General features: G+C 69.3%; 12 protein-coding genes and 2 pseudogenes. 7 read left to right on the top strand and 7 right to left on the bottom strand.

Annotation, left to right across the window (positions count from 1 at the left end; all coding sequences use genetic code 11):
* The 6 genes from E0E30_RS03910 to E0E30_RS03885 all read left to right on the top strand — a co-directional run.
* Positions 1–730: ISL3 family transposase (locus E0E30_RS03910; RefSeq protein ID WP_130866730.1), on the top strand; the 730-nt coding region annotated here is incomplete at its 5' end.
* 130 nt (positions 731–860) lie between these two features.
* Entirely contained in the window at positions 861–1,424 is a 564-nt protein-coding gene (locus E0E30_RS03905; RefSeq protein ID WP_130865173.1) for a hypothetical protein, read from the top strand.
* 75 nt (positions 1,425–1,499) lie between these two features.
* Positions 1,500–2,693, top strand: a complete 1,194-nt coding sequence (locus tag E0E30_RS03900) for a UDP-N-acetylglucosamine pyrophosphorylase (protein ID WP_130865172.1) — start codon at positions 1,500–1,502, stop codon at positions 2,691–2,693.
* A 72-nt stretch (positions 2,694–2,765) separates the two neighbouring features.
* Positions 2,766–3,176, top strand: coding sequence for a DoxX family protein (locus E0E30_RS03895; RefSeq protein WP_130865171.1), 411 nt, complete (start codon positions 2,766–2,768; stop codon positions 3,174–3,176).
* 213 nt (positions 3,177–3,389) lie between these two features.
* Positions 3,390–5,267, top strand: a complete 1,878-nt coding sequence (locus tag E0E30_RS03890) for a PTS mannitol transporter subunit IICBA (protein ID WP_130865170.1) — start codon at positions 3,390–3,392, stop codon at positions 5,265–5,267.
* Between the two features lie 3 nt (positions 5,268–5,270).
* A complete protein-coding gene (locus E0E30_RS03885) occupies positions 5,271–6,317 on the top strand; it encodes a zinc-dependent dehydrogenase (protein ID WP_130865169.1) in 1,047 nt (348 codons plus the stop codon).
* On the opposite strand, the gene E0E30_RS03880 is transcribed toward E0E30_RS03885, so the two are convergent.
* From E0E30_RS03880 to hrcA, 3 genes are read right to left on the bottom strand one after another with little or no spacing between them, the layout of a single operon-like run.
* Positions 6,301–7,044 (bottom strand): 16S rRNA (uracil(1498)-N(3))-methyltransferase, encoded by a 744-nt coding sequence (locus E0E30_RS03880; protein WP_130865168.1) that lies wholly within the window; start codon positions 7,042–7,044, stop codon positions 6,301–6,303. The two genes, E0E30_RS03885 and E0E30_RS03880, sit on opposite strands and share 17 nt — an antisense overlap.
* On the bottom strand, positions 7,041–8,210 hold the full coding sequence (dnaJ, locus tag E0E30_RS03875) for a molecular chaperone DnaJ (protein WP_130865167.1): 1,170 nt from the start codon (positions 8,208–8,210) through the stop codon (positions 7,041–7,043). Before dnaJ ends, E0E30_RS03880 begins: the two co-directional genes overlap by 4 nt.
* 7 nt (positions 8,211–8,217) lie before the next feature.
* Positions 8,218–9,234, bottom strand: coding sequence for a heat-inducible transcriptional repressor HrcA (gene hrcA / locus E0E30_RS03870; protein ID WP_130865166.1), 1,017 nt, complete (start codon positions 9,232–9,234; stop codon positions 8,218–8,220).
* Positions 9,235–9,312: 78 nt separating this feature from the next.
* Between hrcA and E0E30_RS03865 the strand changes: the two are divergent.
* Positions 9,313–9,924, top strand: a pseudogene (locus E0E30_RS03865) (MBL fold metallo-hydrolase); the annotation flags it as partial.
* 193 nt (positions 9,925–10,117) lie between these two features.
* Here E0E30_RS03865 and E0E30_RS03860 read toward each other — a convergent pair.
* From E0E30_RS03860 to hemW, 4 genes and pseudogenes are all read right to left on the bottom strand, one after another.
* A pseudogene (locus tag E0E30_RS03860) lies at positions 10,118–10,910 on the bottom strand (inositol monophosphatase family protein).
* On the bottom strand, positions 10,907–11,773 hold the full coding sequence (locus E0E30_RS03855) for a DUF3097 domain-containing protein (RefSeq protein ID WP_130866729.1): 867 nt from the start codon (positions 11,771–11,773) through the stop codon (positions 10,907–10,909). Before E0E30_RS03855 ends, E0E30_RS03860 begins: the two are co-directional and overlap by 4 nt.
* Positions 11,774–11,792: 19 nt before the next feature.
* Positions 11,793–13,235: a DUF2079 domain-containing protein gene (locus E0E30_RS03850; protein ID WP_130865164.1), complete on the bottom strand. Its 1,443-nt coding sequence runs from the start codon at positions 13,233–13,235 to the stop codon at positions 11,793–11,795.
* Positions 13,232–14,413: a radical SAM family heme chaperone HemW gene (hemW, locus tag E0E30_RS03845; protein WP_130865163.1), complete on the bottom strand. Its 1,182-nt coding sequence runs from the start codon at positions 14,411–14,413 to the stop codon at positions 13,232–13,234. Before hemW ends, E0E30_RS03850 begins: the two co-directional genes overlap by 4 nt.
* Positions 14,414–14,476: the final 63 nt, after the last annotated feature.

Below are 14,476 nucleotides of genomic sequence, written 5' to 3'. Positions count from 1 at the left end.
CACCGGGGCCTCCCGGCTGCTCGACATGGTGGCGGGACGTTCCAAGAAGGTGTTCAAGACCTGGCTGGCCGGCCGCGACCAGGCCTGGCGCGACCGCATCCAGATCGTGGCGATGGACGGGTTCACCGGCTTCAAGACCGCAGCCGCCGAAGAACTCCCGGCCGCGGTCGAGGTCGTGGATCCGTTTCACGTCGTGCAGCTCGCCGGCGACCAGCTCGATGTCACCCGCCAACGCGTCCAGCAGGACACCACGGGCCATCGGGGCCGGGCGGGCGACCCCCTGTTCGGGGTCAGGCTGACCCTGCACACGGGCCGGGACCTGCTCACCGACCGGCAGGCCGCCCGCCTGGAACAGGTGTTCGCCGCCGACGCCCACGCCCCGGTCCAGGTCACCTGGGCGGTCTACCAGGAGATCGTGGCCGCCTACCGCGCCGAGAACCGTGCCGAGGGCAGACGCATCATGGCCCACCTCATCGACGCGATCGCCACCAAAGTCCCGAAGGCCCTGCCCGAAGTCACCACTCTGGGCCACACCCTGAAGAAGCGGGCCGACGACATCCTGGCCTACTTCGACCACCCCGGGACCTCGAACGGGCCCAGTGAAGCCATCAACGGCAGACTCGAACACCTCCGCGGCATCGCCCTGGGATTCCGCAACCTCACCCACTACATCACCAGATCACTCCTGGAGACCGGAGGATTCAGACCCCGACTACACCCTGGATCCTGAAGAGCCGACAGAGTGCGACGGAGCTCTCTACGGCCTGTCCTGGGGCGACACGTCCCGGGACAACTCGCGAACCGTGCGGTTGCTGCGAGTCGACAGGACGCGCCGAACCATCACGGAGGTCGGTTCACCCATGAGCGGTCCGGGCGGCCTGGCCCCGGTGCACGGCTTGGTGTGCCAGGGGCACACCCTCGTCGCGCGGTTCATCGCCAACTCGTGGAACAAGAAGTCCACGTGGTCGCCGATGACCCTGGCGGTCATCGACGTCCGCACAGGCGCCGCTCGACAACTCGACATGAAGGATGCCGGCGGGCAGGTGGTGCACGCCAATCCCGGCGTGAGCAGTCGAGATGAGAGCAGCGCCGGCACATCGGACATGGTCATCAGGGGTGATGACGCCATCTGGGCGTCCCGAACCGGCCGTATCTGGGCGACCTCGATGACCACCGGCGTCACCCGGATGCTGTTCAACGGTTGGGCCGCCTACTCGACGTGCCACGCCGTGAGGATCCGGGGCAACACGGTCGGCGTCTACGACCAACCGGACGGCAATCCCCGCATTCGCCTCTACGACTTCACGACGGGCAAGCTGCGCACGACCCTCGAGGCCAAGGCGACTCACAAGGTCCATGAGGATGCCGGGGGATGGTTCTCATCGCTGACGCCGTCGGGTTTCGCCTTGCTGCCCGAGCACTAGGTGTACTAACCGGTCATCGGCCCACCTGCCTCGATAGGCTGGCCCCACCGCGTCCGTCGAAGTGGAGGTCGACCGATGAACCAGCGTGGAGCAGCGACCGTCGAGGCTCTCGTGGCCAAGGGGGTGCAGATCCCCAACCCGGCCAGCGTCGACATCACCGAGGACGTCGACCCCGACCGGATCAGCGGGGACGGCGTCGTCATCCACCCCGGATGCCGCCTGCGCGGGGCCCATCTCGTCATCTCCGCCGGCTGCGTCCTGGGAGCCGAGACGCCGATGACCGTCGACGACTGCCAACTCGGACGCAACGTCGAGCTCAAGGGCGGCTACGCCCAGGGTGCCGTGTTCCTCGACGGGGCCAACCTCGGGTCCGGGGCGCACGTGCGCGCCGGGACGATCCTCGAGGAGCAGGCCAACGGAGCCCACACGGTCGGACTCAAACAGACCATCCTCTTCCCGTTCGTCACCCTGGGCAGCCTCATCAACTTCTGTGACGCCATGCTCACCGGCGGCACGTCCCGCTCCGATCACTCGGAGGTCGGGTCCTCGTACATCCACTTCAACTTCACCCCCGACGGCAACAAGACGACGGCCTCACTCTTCGGCGACGTGCCGCGCGGCGTCCTGCTCGACCAGCCGCCGATCTTCCTCGGCGGCCAGGGCGGGGCGGTCGGGCCGGTCGTCACCGGTTTCGGCACCGTCGTCGGGGCCGGGTCGGTGCTGCGCGACGACGTGACCGACGACGGGATGCTCGTCCTGCCCGAACCGACAAGCGGCATCCTGCGCCCCGTCGAGCCGGCGTCCTATCGCAAGCTCCCGGCCGTTCTCGCCAAGAACGTCACCTACCTGGGCAATCTGTCGGCCCTGGCCTCCTGGTACCGGCAGGTGCGCCGGCTCTTCCTCGAGCGGGTCGAGTTCGGGCCGCTTCTGCTCGACGGGGCCCTGGCCGCCCTCACCAGCGCGCGCGCCGAGCGGATCAAGCGACTCAAGCGGCTCGTCGGCCGTGTGGAACCCACCGATGCCGGCCGGACCCACCTCATCGACCACGCCGAGGAGTTCCTCGCCTCCCTCGAGGTCGTCGACGGACCGGCTCCCGCCCACGTCATCCGACACCTCGGCTCGGCGGCCGGAGAGGGGCAGGACTACCTCGAGGCCATCGGCAACCTCGAACCCGCCGAGCGGCGCGACGTCACCGCGTGGTTGCAGGGCGTCGTCGACGCCCAACTCGAGGCCGCACGGCAGGTCGTCCCGCAGGTGCTCGCCGCGTGACCGCCTGACCTCCTGACAAGCGCCCGGACCGGGCATGGCACGATGGACGGCGTCCCACACGTGAGGAGAACCATGTCCCTGTGCCGATTCGTCGCCCGCACCGCCCTGGCCGCGCCCTTCATCACCGGCGGCCTCAACTCGTTCCAGAACGCCGACAAGCTCGTCGGACTGGTCGACGGCCTCAAGGCCGTGCTGCCCGACGCCGTCCGCGGGCCCGCCGAGTCGGCTGACTCCCAACTCCTCATCAAGGCCAACGGCGCCGTCATGATGGCCGCCGGCACCGCACTGGCCCTGGGCATCGCGCCCCGCCTGTCGGCGTCGGTCCTCGGGCTCCAGCTCATCCCGACGACGGCCGCCGGGCACCGGTTCTGGGAGAAGGAGGGCAGCGCCTACTACCAGTCGCGCACCGCCTTCGTGAGCAACATCGGTCTCTTCGGCGGCCTGGCCGCCGTCGCCCTGGGCGGCGCCACCCGGTCGAGGTGAGGCTCAGGGCCGTCGAGCCCGAGGACATACCCGCCAGCAAGGGCGGTCGAGGACGAGGTGCCCCGACCGCCCTTCGTCATCTGCCCACGCGACAAACACTGCCCGTAAGGACACATGAACAGACATCTTGACAACTGATCCAAACAGAATCAGACTTAGTCACAGATCAACGACGATCCCGTCCGCGAGGATGGATCCACACTTGGAGTTGAGATGTCACTACCTGACACAACAGTCAACAAGAACCTCGAGGGCCGAAGCGCCCGCGCAGGTATCCAGAGGTTCGGCAGCTTCCTTGCCGGCATGATCATGCCGAACATCGGTGCCTTCATTGCCTGGGGCTTGCTCACCGCCATCTTCCTGGACGTCGGCTGGTGGCCGAATGCCACCATTGCCAAGCTCATCAGCCCGATGATCACCTATCTCCTTCCGCTGCTCATCGGATACACCGGCGGCAAGATGGTCAACGGAACTCGCGGTGGAGTCATCGGAGCCATCGCCACCATCGGCGTCGCAGTGGGCGCGTCCATCCCGATGTTCCTCGGCGCCATGGTCATGGGCCCCTTCGCCGCATGGATCCTCAAGCTGCTCGACCGACTCTACGGTGACCGCATCAAAGCGGGCTTCGAGATGCTCGTCGACAACTTCACCATCGGCATCGCGGGCATGGTCCTCGCCATCGCCGGTCACCTCGGTGTCGAACCCCTCGTCACGACACTGATGGGCTGGATGGCCTCGGGCGTGAACGTCCTCATCACCCACCACCTGCTGCCGCTCGCCTCGATCTTCGTAGAACCTGCCAAGGTCCTGTTCCTCAACAACGCCGTCAACCACGGCATCCTCACCCCACTGGGCACCGAGCAGGCCCGCACCGCCGGCCGCTCCATCCTCTTCATGGTCGAGTCGAATCCCGGCCCCGGTTTCGGCCTGCTGCTCGCCTACCTCGTCTTCGGCTCCCGCAAGATCCGCGAGTCGGTTCCCGGCGCCATCATCATCCACCTCTTCGGCGGCATCCACGAGATCTTCTTCCCCTACGTCCTCATGAAGCCCAAGACGATCCTCGCCACGATGGCCGGGGGCATGAGCGGCCTGGCAGTCGGCGTCTGGCTCAATGCCGGTCTGGTCGCCCCGGCTTCCCCCGGGTCGATCCTCGCCTGGTTCGCCATGTGTCCCCGCAATGCCTACCTGCCGATGATCCTCGACTTCCTCGTCGCGACCACCGTGTCCTTCGTCGTCGCCGCGCTGCTCATCCGCCCCGACCGGGCCCGTGATGACGCCGCCGACGAGGCCGCGGCCGCTACCGTCCCCGTCGCCGAGTCCGGCTTCGACGCCGCCTCCGTGTCCAAGGTCATCATCGCCTGCGATGCCGGCATGGGATCGTCCGCCATGGTCGCCTCGACCATGAAGAAGCGCCTCGCGCCGCTGGGAATCCAGGTCGTCCACAGCTCTGTCGACAATCTGCCCGGAGACGCCCAACTCGTCCTCACCCAGGACGGCCTCGTCGACCGCGTCCGCGGCAAAGCCACCGGAGCGCGGGTCATCCCCTTCACCAACTACACCGGTGACCCGGCCTTCGACCGGGTCGAGGCCATGCTGCGCCAGGCCCACGGCGCCCCAGCCCCCACGACCGCCGTGACCGTCACCGCACCCGACAAGGTCCAGGCCGTCCTTGACCACTCCTCGGTGCGTCTCGGCCTTCACGCCTCCTCGAAGGAGGAGGCCATCCGGATGGCCGGTCAGGTCCTCGTCGACGCCGGCGCGGCGTCGCCTGAGTACATTGAGGGCATGCTGGCCCGTGAGGGCGAGATCTCGACCTACATGGGCGAGGGCTTCACCATCCCCCATGGCACCAACGCCTCCCGCGTCCACATCCATGGCGCAGCACTGGGCTTCCTCCAGTTCCCGGACGGCGTCGACTGGAACGGACAGACCTGCTACGTCGCCATCCCCATCGCTTCCAAGACCGACGAGCACCTCGACATCATCGCCTCCTTGGCAAGGGTGCTCACTGACAAGGACCAGGCGGAGCGCCTTCGCACCGCCTCCACCGCCGACGAGGTGCTAGCCATCCTGGCACCGGGAAAGGACTGATTCATGAAGGCCATTCGATTCCATGCCCCGGAGGACGTTCGACTCGAGGACATCCCCGAACCCGAGTGCGGACCCGATGAGATCAAGATCAAGGTCCACAACTGCTCAACCTGCGGTACGGACGTCAAGATCCTCCACAACGGGCACCAGAACATCACCCGCGAGACGACCATGGGCCACGAGGTCGCCGGCGAGATCGTGGAGATCGGTGCCAACGTCGGAGGCGACTGGAAGGTGGGCGACCGCGTCCAGTCCATTGCAGCCGTGCCGTGCGGCGAGTGCTACGAGTGCAAGCACGGCTGGATGCAGGTCTGCGAGAACCAGACGAGTGTCGGTTACCAGTACGACGGCGGGTTCGCCGAGTACATGATCGTCCCCCAGCAGGTGCTGGCGGTCGACGGACTCAACCGTATCCCCGAGGGAGTCGGCTACGACGAAGCCTCTGCGGCCGAGCCCTTCGCCTGCGCCATCAACGCCCAGGAGCAACTCGGCATCGAGGAGGGTGACTTTGCGGTCATCTTCGGGGCCGGCCCCATCGGATGCATGCACACCCGCATCGCCCGTGGCGTGCACAAGGTGGGCACGGTGGTGCTCATCGACATCAACGCCGAGCGACTCGCCATGTCGGCCGATGCAGTCCACCCCGACGTAACCATCGACGCCTCCACCGAGGACCCAGTGGCCAGGGTCATGGAACTGACGAACGGCCGCGGGGCCGACGTCATCATCACCGCGACCCCGGCGAACGTCACTCAGGAGCAGGCTCTGCGGATGGCGGCCCGCAATGGTCGGATCTCCTTCTTCGGTGGCCTACCCAAGACGAATCCGACGATCACCTGTGACTCAAACCTCGTCCACTACCGACAGCTGCACATCCACGGTGCCAACGGTTCGGCCCCCGAGCACAACAAGCGCGCCCTGCAGTACATCGCCACCGGCCAGGTTCCCGTCAAGGACCTCATCACCCGTCACATCAAGCTGGAAGACGCCCTCGAGGCCTTCCAGATCGTCGCGAAGGGGGAGGCCATCAAGGTCACTGTCGAGCCCTGACTGCGGCCAACATCTGGAGCTGCGCGAGCCCGACCACACCCGCTGTCGACGTGCGCAGGACGCCGTCCGACACCAGTGTCGGTCGGGCTCCGGCGTCCGTGAAGGCCGCGAGTTCCTCGGGACCCACACCCCCTTCGGGGCCGACGACGAAGAGCACCTCCCCTGCCTCGGGCAGGTCCTCGGGGGCCAGGAAGGCCGTCGCCGACTCATGGAGCACGAACGCCCGATCGGCTGCAACGATGCGCGCGACGACGTCCTTGGTCGTCGCGAAGCCCACCGACGGCACCGTGAACCGACGCGACTGCTTGGTGGCCTCGCGAGCCGTCGACTGCCAGCGGGCCACACCCTTGTCGCGCTTGTCGGCCGTCCACCTCGAGATCGATCGGGCGGCCTGCCAGGCGAGGATCTCGTCGACCCCCAGCTCGGTGAGCGTCTCCACGGCCAGGTCGGCGCGGTCGCCCTTGGCCAGGGCCTGCACCGCCACCCACCGGTGGGCCCGGACGGGGGCCTGCAGCACCTCGACCACCTCGACCTCGACCGCACGCCGATCGACGGCCGTGGCCGGGCCGCGCACGGCACGTCCCGCGCCGTCGGTGACGAGCACCGACTCCCCCACCTCGATCCGGCGCACCGCTGCGGCATGATGGGCCTCGGAGCCGGTGAGGGTGACGATGTGCCCGACTGCGACGTCGTCGGCCAGATCGCCGATGAAGCAGGGGTCGCTCATCCGCCGAAGGCCTCGCGCAGCCGGCTGAACATGCCCTTGCCGCCGGCCGTCTGCACCGATGCCGCGGCCTCGGACTCGCCGCGGACCTCGGCGAGTTGGCGCAGCAGGTCCTTCTGCTGGTGGTCGAGTTTGGTCGGCGTCCGCACGACGACGGTGACGCCCAGGTCGCCGCGCCCGGCCCCACGCAGGCGGGGCACGCCGCGTCCGGGAACGACGATCCTCGTGCCCGACTGGGTACCGGCGGGGATCTCGACGTCGAGCCGGGCGGCCTCCTCGCCGAGGTCCTCCCGGTCGGCCTCGAGGGTGCGCACCGGAACCGTCGTGCCCAGGGCGGCGGCCGTCATGGGCAGGCTGATCGTCATCTCGAGGCTCTCGCCGTCGCGTCGGAACACCTCGTGCGGGGCCACCGAGAGCTCGACGTAGAGGTCCCCGGCGGGGCCGCCGCCGGGGCCGACCTCGCCCTGGGAGTCCAGGTGGATGCGGTTGCCGTCGGCCACACCCGCGGGGATGCGCACGTTGATCGTCCGCGTCGTGCGCACCCGGCCCTCACCCGAGCACTCCTGGCAGGGCTTGGGGATGACCGTGCCGTAACCGCGGCAGGCCGGGCAGGCCTGCGTGGTGCGGATGTCGCCGAGGAAGGAGCGCTGGACCGTGACGACCTCGCCGCTGCCGTGGCAGGTCGCGCAGGTGACCGGCTCCGAGCCGTCCTGGGCCCCGGTGCCGTGACACTTCGGGCAGACAACGGCGGTGTCGACGTCGAGCGGCTTGGTCACCCCGAAGACCGCCTCGGACAGGCTCAGACGCAGCCGTACCAGGGCGTCCTGGCCACGACGGGTCCGTGACCGCGGCCCGCGCGAGGTGGACCCGAAGGGGCTCGCCCCACCGAACATGGCGTCGACGAGGTTGGTGAAGTCGAAGCCTGCACCGCCGAACCCGTCGAACCCGCCGCCGTGGCCGGTGGGATCGCCACCGCGGTCGAAGACCGCCCTCTTCTGCGGGTCCTGGAGCACCTCGTAGGCCTCCTGGACGAGCTTGAACTGCTCCTCGGAGCCGGGCCCGGCCACGTCCGGGTGCAGCTTCATGGCCTTGCGGCGGTAGGCCTTCTTGATCTGCTCGGCGGTGGCGTCACGCGGGACGCCGAGGACCTCGTAGTAGTCCGTGCTCAATTCGGGATCATCCTTCTGCCAGGAAACGGCCGACATAGCGGGCCACGGCGCGCACCGTGGCCATGGTGGAGGGGTAGTCCATCCGGGTGGGTCCGACGACACCGAGGCTGGCCAGGGCGTCCGGCTCGCCGTACGCGCTGGCGACCAGGCTCGTCGCCTGGAAGGACCGGTCGCGGTTCTCCGAGCCGATGCGCACGGTGACGTCGCCCAGCTCGGTCGTCGCCTCGCCGAGCAGCCTCAGCAGGACGACCTGTTCCTCGAGGGCCTCGAGGATGGGGCGCACCGTCGTGGGGAACTGCGCACCGAAGGCGGTGAGGTTGGGCACCCCGGCGACGACGACCCGCGACGACGGGTCGGCGGCGAGCATCTCGAGGACGACCGCGACGACCGCCGCCGTCCGGTCGGTCTCATGGGCCGCGACGGTCTCGACGAGCGCCGACAGACGCTCGGCGGCGTCAGCGGCGGTGAGGCCGAAGGTCGCCTGGGCCAGCAGGTCGCGCAGTCGCGCCAGGGCTGCCTCGTCGTGGGCGGGCAGGTCGATGGACCGCTGCTCGACGGTGCCGGAGGACATGATGAGGACGACGAGCACCCGATCGGCCGACAGGCTCACCAGTTCGAGGTGCCGGATCGTCGCCGAGGAGGCCACCGGGTACTGCATGATGGCGACCTGGTGGGTGACCTGGGCCAGCAGGCGCACGGTTCGGGTGACGATGTCGTCGAGGTCGACCGCACCGGTCATGAAGGCCTGGATGGCCCGCTTCTCGGGTGCCGACAGCGGCTTGACGGTGGCGATCCGGTCGACGAAGAGGCGATAGCCCTTGTCGGTGGGGATGCGTCCGGCACTGGTGTGCGGATGGGTGATGTACCCCTCGTCCTCGAGGACGGCCATGTCATTGCGGACGGTGGCCGGGGACACCTTGAGCCCGTGACGTTCCACGAGGGCCTTGGAGCCCACCGGTTCCTTGCTCGAGACGTAGTCGGTGACGATGGCCTTGAGGACGTCGAGCTTGCGGTCGTCGAGCACGGTCCCTCCTCATGGCTGGCACTCCACCGGTGTGAGTGCCAGTGTAACCCCGAAGTCGGGTGTGCCAGACTGACCGACATGACGAGCACCCTGCACTGGACCCCGCTCACCGCCCATGTGTGGACCACACGTGTGGAGCCCCACGGGGTCACCTGCGGCTTGGTCATCGGGTCGCAGCACGTCCTGCTCGTCGACACCGGATCGACGCCGCAGCAGGGCACCGAGCTGGCCATGGCGGCCGCGCGGGCCCTGGGGCGTCCGGTCGACCGGATCGTCCTCACCCATCACCACGACGACCACGTCGGTGGACTCGGCGGCCTCGACGCCCCGTCCTGGATGCACCGACGCGCCGCGGAGCACTGCGCGGACGCCCTCGACGCCGCTGGGGTCGAGGTCACCCACCCCATCTCGCTCATGGCGTACCTCGACCTGGGTGACGTCGCAGCCGAGGTCGTCCACCCCGGGGCCGGGCACACCGACGGTGACCTCGTCGTGCGGGTGGCCGCGGACGAGGTCATCCTCGTCGGTGACCTGCTCGAAACCTCCGGGGACCCGCAGGCCGACGACACGACGGACTTCTGGAGCTGGGCCGGGGCGCTGGACACCGTCATGAACCTCACCGACGGCAAGGGGCTCTTCGTCCCCGGGCATGGTGATCCGACCGATGCCCAGGGGGTCATGGCCCAGCGCAATGCCATCTGGGACGTCGTCAGCCGGGTCCGTGACGCCATGGAGCGCGGCCAGGTCCCGACCACCGTGCTCGACGCCGACGACCTGCCCTTCTCCCCGGCGACGGTCACCGACTGGGTGCCGGCGATCGCCGACCAGCTCACCGCCCGCGGGATCACCCGCAAGGGCCTGCTGCCACTGTCCCAGCGGTGAGTTAGAAGGCGGTGGCCGAGAACAGGGCGGAGGCGACGAGCTGCCAGGCCCGTTCGTCGACCGCGGCGATGACCGGGCCGTCGTCCCGCCGGTGCGAGGCGGTGTAGTCGACGCCGTCGACCCCGCGCACGACCCCGCCACTCTCGACGACCATGAGCGCCCCGGGCAGGTGGTCCCACGGGTTGGGGTGGAACCACACGACAGCCTCCTGCTCACCGCGACACACCATCGGGTAGTCGACCCCACAGCACGAGTGCGCCGGCCCCCAGGACAGCGCCGGTCCATCGGTCTGACGCCGCGGCAGGGTCGTCACGGCATGGACCACCCCGGACGACGACCCGTGTCGCACCGGCACGCCGTCGCAGGTGAGGCCCCTCCCCCGCTCGGCGATCCACAGGTGCCCCAGTTGGGGCTGCCAGATCCATGACCTCGTCGTCACCCCGGAGCGCACCTCGGCCACCATGACGGCGTGATCGGCCGATCCACGGACGAAGTTCCTCGTCCCGTCGATGGGGTCGATGACCCAGACCAGGTCGGCGGTCGGCAACTGCGCGAGCACCGCGTCATCGACGAAGACCGACTCCTCCCCGACGACGATCCCGCCGCCGGCTGCGGTGAGCTGGCGGGCAAGCTCCGCTTCAGCCTGGCGGTCGGCGTCGGTGACGAGGTCGCCGGGCTTCTTCTCGTGGATCTGACTCTCCTCGAGGCGACGGAACCGCGGGTCGATGACCCGGGGCCGACACGTCGCGGATGAATGCGGAAACCTGCCGGGTCGGGATGTCGGCCGTGCTCATGAGAGCTCCTCGAGGTGGTCGGCGGTGACGAAGTCGATGAGTTTCTCCATCTCGGTGTTGAACCTCGGGTCGAGGTCGTGCCAGTCGCGCACCCGGGCGAGGATCGCCTGCCAGGCCCGACCGACGTCACCCTGGGTCTCGTGCGGCAGGCCGAGGCGCTTGAGGGTGCCGAGCTTGAAGTCCTCGTCGAGGGGTACCTGCGGCCACTCCTTGCGGTCGATCCGCTCGGGCTTGATGGCTTGCCAGACGTCGATGAAGCGGTGCCCGGTGATCATGACGAAGTCGCCGTACCCACCTCGACGTACCTCGGCGGCCACCCGCGACTCCTTGGTGCCGGCGACGAGGTGGTCGACGAGCACCCCGAGTCGGTGCCCCGGGCCGGGCCGGAACTGCGCGACGATGCCGACGAGGTCGTCCATGCCACCCATGTACTCGACGACGACGCCGACGTGACGCAGGTCGTCGCCCCAGATCTTCTCGACGAGCTCGGCGTCGTGCCGCCCCTCGACATAGATCCGGCTGGGCAGGGCGGTGCGCGCCTCCTCGGGTTGCTCACCCACCCGCGATCCCGAGGCGGTGTGGCTGGCCCGGGCCGACCCCTGCCGCGGCGGGATGCGCAGGCTCACCGGCTTGCCGTCGAGCCAGAAGCCGGGGCCCACCGGGAAGGATCGACGCCTGTCATGGCGATCCTCGAGGACGACCAGCCCGTTCTCCCACCTGACGACGGCCCCGACGAAGCCCGAACTCGGGTCCTCGACGACCATCCCGAGTTCCAGTGGCACATCGGTGCTCGTCGGGCGGCTGGCTCGCTGCCAGCCCTTGGCCAGGACGTCGTGGGAGTAGCGGTCGGTCACCTTGGACAGCCTAGGACCGCGCCCGTGGTCAGGGCGCGAGCGGCCCACAGCGCGTCGCGTCCTGGCGCGCCCCCGGACGTTGCAGGACGACGACTCCCGACTCGTCGAGGACCATGCGGTACCCCTGCACGAGGTAGGAACCGAGGACGGCCCCGGGCGAGCCCAGGGAGTTGCCGGTCTCGTCCCGGCCGAGGTCGAGGACGACGTAGTCGGCCCGAGGGCTGGGTGTTCCCGGCACCGTGGCACGGTTCGTGACGGTGAGGTGGGGCACGACGCGGTTGTCGGCGACGACGCAGGTCTGCGCCGGCACCAGCGAGACGGCCCGGCGCAGAGCCTGCACTCGTGTCGAACCGAGTTCACCCATCCGTCCGGGAACAAGGGTGAACGGCGAGCTCGCGGCCGAGACGACCGGCGCCACGACGAGGGTGACGGCCAGGGTCGCCGTGATGATCCGTCCGCCGATGCGACGCCACCTCGCAGACACCCGACCGAGAGCGTCGACCGCGGCGATGACGAGGATGACGAAGACCGCACTGTTGTAGTGGAACTGCGGCCGCCACAGGGTCGTCCGGCTCGCCCAGAACCGTTCGACGACCAACGGCAAGCACACGAGGAACCGGGGAGAGGCCAGGAACGCCCCCGCCAGCGGTGCCGTGAGGAGCGCCAGGGTCAGTCGCTTGGCGGGGGCGTCGACGAGCAGCCCCAGGGCGCGCAGAGGGTGCGTGAGCACCGTGATGACGAGGGCTCGGGGAGTGTCGGCGAGGCCACCGAAGTTCCAGTAGGCGAATCCCGACGACGAATGGGCGGGGATGACGACGGTCGTCACGACGACCATGGCGACCGGACCGAGCACCAGTGCCGCCACCCCCGGGAGCAGTCTCCGGCGGCCACAGTGCCGGGCCTCCACCAGCCACACCGCTCCCAGCAGGCCCACCACCAGACCCATGTCCTCGCGCACCCCCAGCAGCAGGGCACACCAGCAGAGGAACCGCCCTGCCGCTCGCGTGTCGAGGGCATCGAAGGCCAGGCACAGCAGTGGGACCGCGAGGCACACCTCGTGGACGTCGAAGTCGATGAGCCCCTGGATCGGCCACGACACCATGACGAGGGCCACCAGCACCCTCGCCACCGTCGGGTCCAGTCGTCGCTGCACGATGCGGACGAGTACGGGAGCGGCCGCGGCGACGATGACGGCCTGGGCGACCAGCAGCACCCGGGGGTCGTCCCACCACCAGTACAGCGGCGCGAGGACACCGAGCAGCGGGTGGAAGTGGTCGCCCAGCAGGTCGAAGCCGACTCCCTTGACCGGCGACAGCGGCGGTTGCCCGCGGCTGACGTGCCGCAGCGCCTGGTCGAAGATGCCCAGGTCGTGGCCGCCGGTCACGAACGTCGCGTGTCGCTGCACGCTGTAGGCGGCGTAGAGGGTCGCCAGCAGCGCCGTCCCCAGCACGTCGACGACTCGCCGGGTCATGCCAGCAACTCCGTGATGATCCGGTCGGCCAGCAGACGCCCGCGCAGATTGAGCCGCAACCGTCCCCCCTGGACGGCACCCAGACCATCGGTGACGACGCGGGCGGCACGGTTCTGCTCGACGTCGGTGAGCTCGGCCAGGGGCAGCCCCTCGGCCAGTCGCAGCGCCAGCAGCACCGTCTCCTCATGGCGCTGCTCGGCGGTGAGCCGCTCCCCGTCCTCGACCGGCAGGAGGCCGGCGTCAAGGAGCTCGGCGTAGCGTGCCGGACGCTTGTGGTTCCACCAGCGCAGACCGTTGACGTGGGAGTGCGCTCCGGGACCCACGCCCCACCAGTCCCGACCGAGCCAGTAGCCGAGGTTGTGCTCGCTGCGATGGCCCGGCCGCGCCCAGTTCGAGACCTCGTAGTTGGCCAGCCCGGCGTCGGTGAGCACCTCCTCGGCCAGGAGGTACTTGTCGGCCAGGTCGTCCTCGTCGGTCATCGGCAGCTCCCCGCGTCGAATCCGGGCGGCCAGCCGGGTGCCCTCCTCGACGATGAGCGAGTAGGCGCTCACATGGTCGGGCTCGGCCTCGAGGGTCGTCCCCAGGGTCCTCCGCCAGGAGTCGAGGGTCTCCCCGGGAGCGCCGAAGATGAGGTCGAGGGAGACGTCGTCGAAGCCGACCTTCCGGGCTGCCAGCGCCATCTCCACGGCCCGTCCCGGGGTGTGGACGCGATCGAGGACCCGCAGCACGGACCGGTCGGCCGACTGCATCCCCATCGACAGCCGGTTGACGCCGGCCTCGAGGAGCCCGACCAGGACCGGCTCGGAAAGGGTCTCGGGGTTGGCCTCGGTCGTCACCTCGGCTCCCGGGGCCAGGCCCCACAGGTCCGCGATGTGGCCGACGAGCGACCCGAGCTGGGCTGGGGTGAGCATCGTCGGCGTCCCCCCACCGACGAAGATCGTCCCAACTTGCGGTACGGCGTCTCCCATCCTGGACGCCGCGAGGTCGAGTTCGCGATGCGCGGAACGGAGGTAGTCGGCGACGGCGTCAGGCCCCATGGAGGCCAGCACATAGGTGTTGAAATCGCAGTAGCCGCACCGGCTGGCGCAGAACGGGACGTGGACGTACACCCCCCATGGGCCCCCGGCGCAAGCCGGGAGGTCGTCCGGCAGCACGCCCCGGGCGAACTCGACGGTCATGGAACTCCCCTCAACCGGTCACGATTCGGTCACAGGCGGCCGGACCCGCTCCGGAACACGCGC

The organism is Acidipropionibacterium timonense (genome assembly GCF_900605005.1).
GTDB classification, from domain to species: domain Bacteria; phylum Actinomycetota; class Actinomycetes; order Propionibacteriales; family Propionibacteriaceae; genus Cutibacterium; species Cutibacterium timonense.
The sequence above is the reverse complement of the archived record's forward strand: the minus strand, read 5'-3'. Positions and strand labels throughout refer to the sequence as shown.

Bases quoted from the DNA above. Each gene is read 5' to 3' on its own strand.
- E0E30_RS03880 (WP_130865168.1), bottom strand. From the start codon at position 7,044: ATGAGCGACCCCTGCTTCATCGGCGATCTGGCCGACGACGTCGCAGTC.
- E0E30_RS03905 (WP_130865173.1), top strand. From the start codon at position 861: ATGAGCGGTCCGGGCGGCCTGGCCCCGGTGCACGGCTTGGTGTGCCAG.
- E0E30_RS03900 (WP_130865172.1), top strand. From the start codon at position 1,500: ATGAACCAGCGTGGAGCAGCGACCGTCGAGGCTCTCGTGGCCAAGGGG.
- E0E30_RS03885 (WP_130865169.1), top strand. From the start codon at position 5,271: ATGAAGGCCATTCGATTCCATGCCCCGGAGGACGTTCGACTCGAGGAC.
- E0E30_RS03895 (WP_130865171.1), top strand. From the start codon at position 2,766: ATGTCCCTGTGCCGATTCGTCGCCCGCACCGCCCTGGCCGCGCCCTTC.
- hemW (WP_130865163.1), bottom strand. From the start codon at position 14,413: ATGACCGTCGAGTTCGCCCGGGGCGTGCTGCCGGACGACCTCCCGGCT.
- E0E30_RS03890 (WP_130865170.1), top strand. From the start codon at position 3,390: ATGTCACTACCTGACACAACAGTCAACAAGAACCTCGAGGGCCGAAGC.
- E0E30_RS03850 (WP_130865164.1), bottom strand. From the start codon at position 13,235: ATGACCCGGCGAGTCGTCGACGTGCTGGGGACGGCGCTGCTGGCGACC.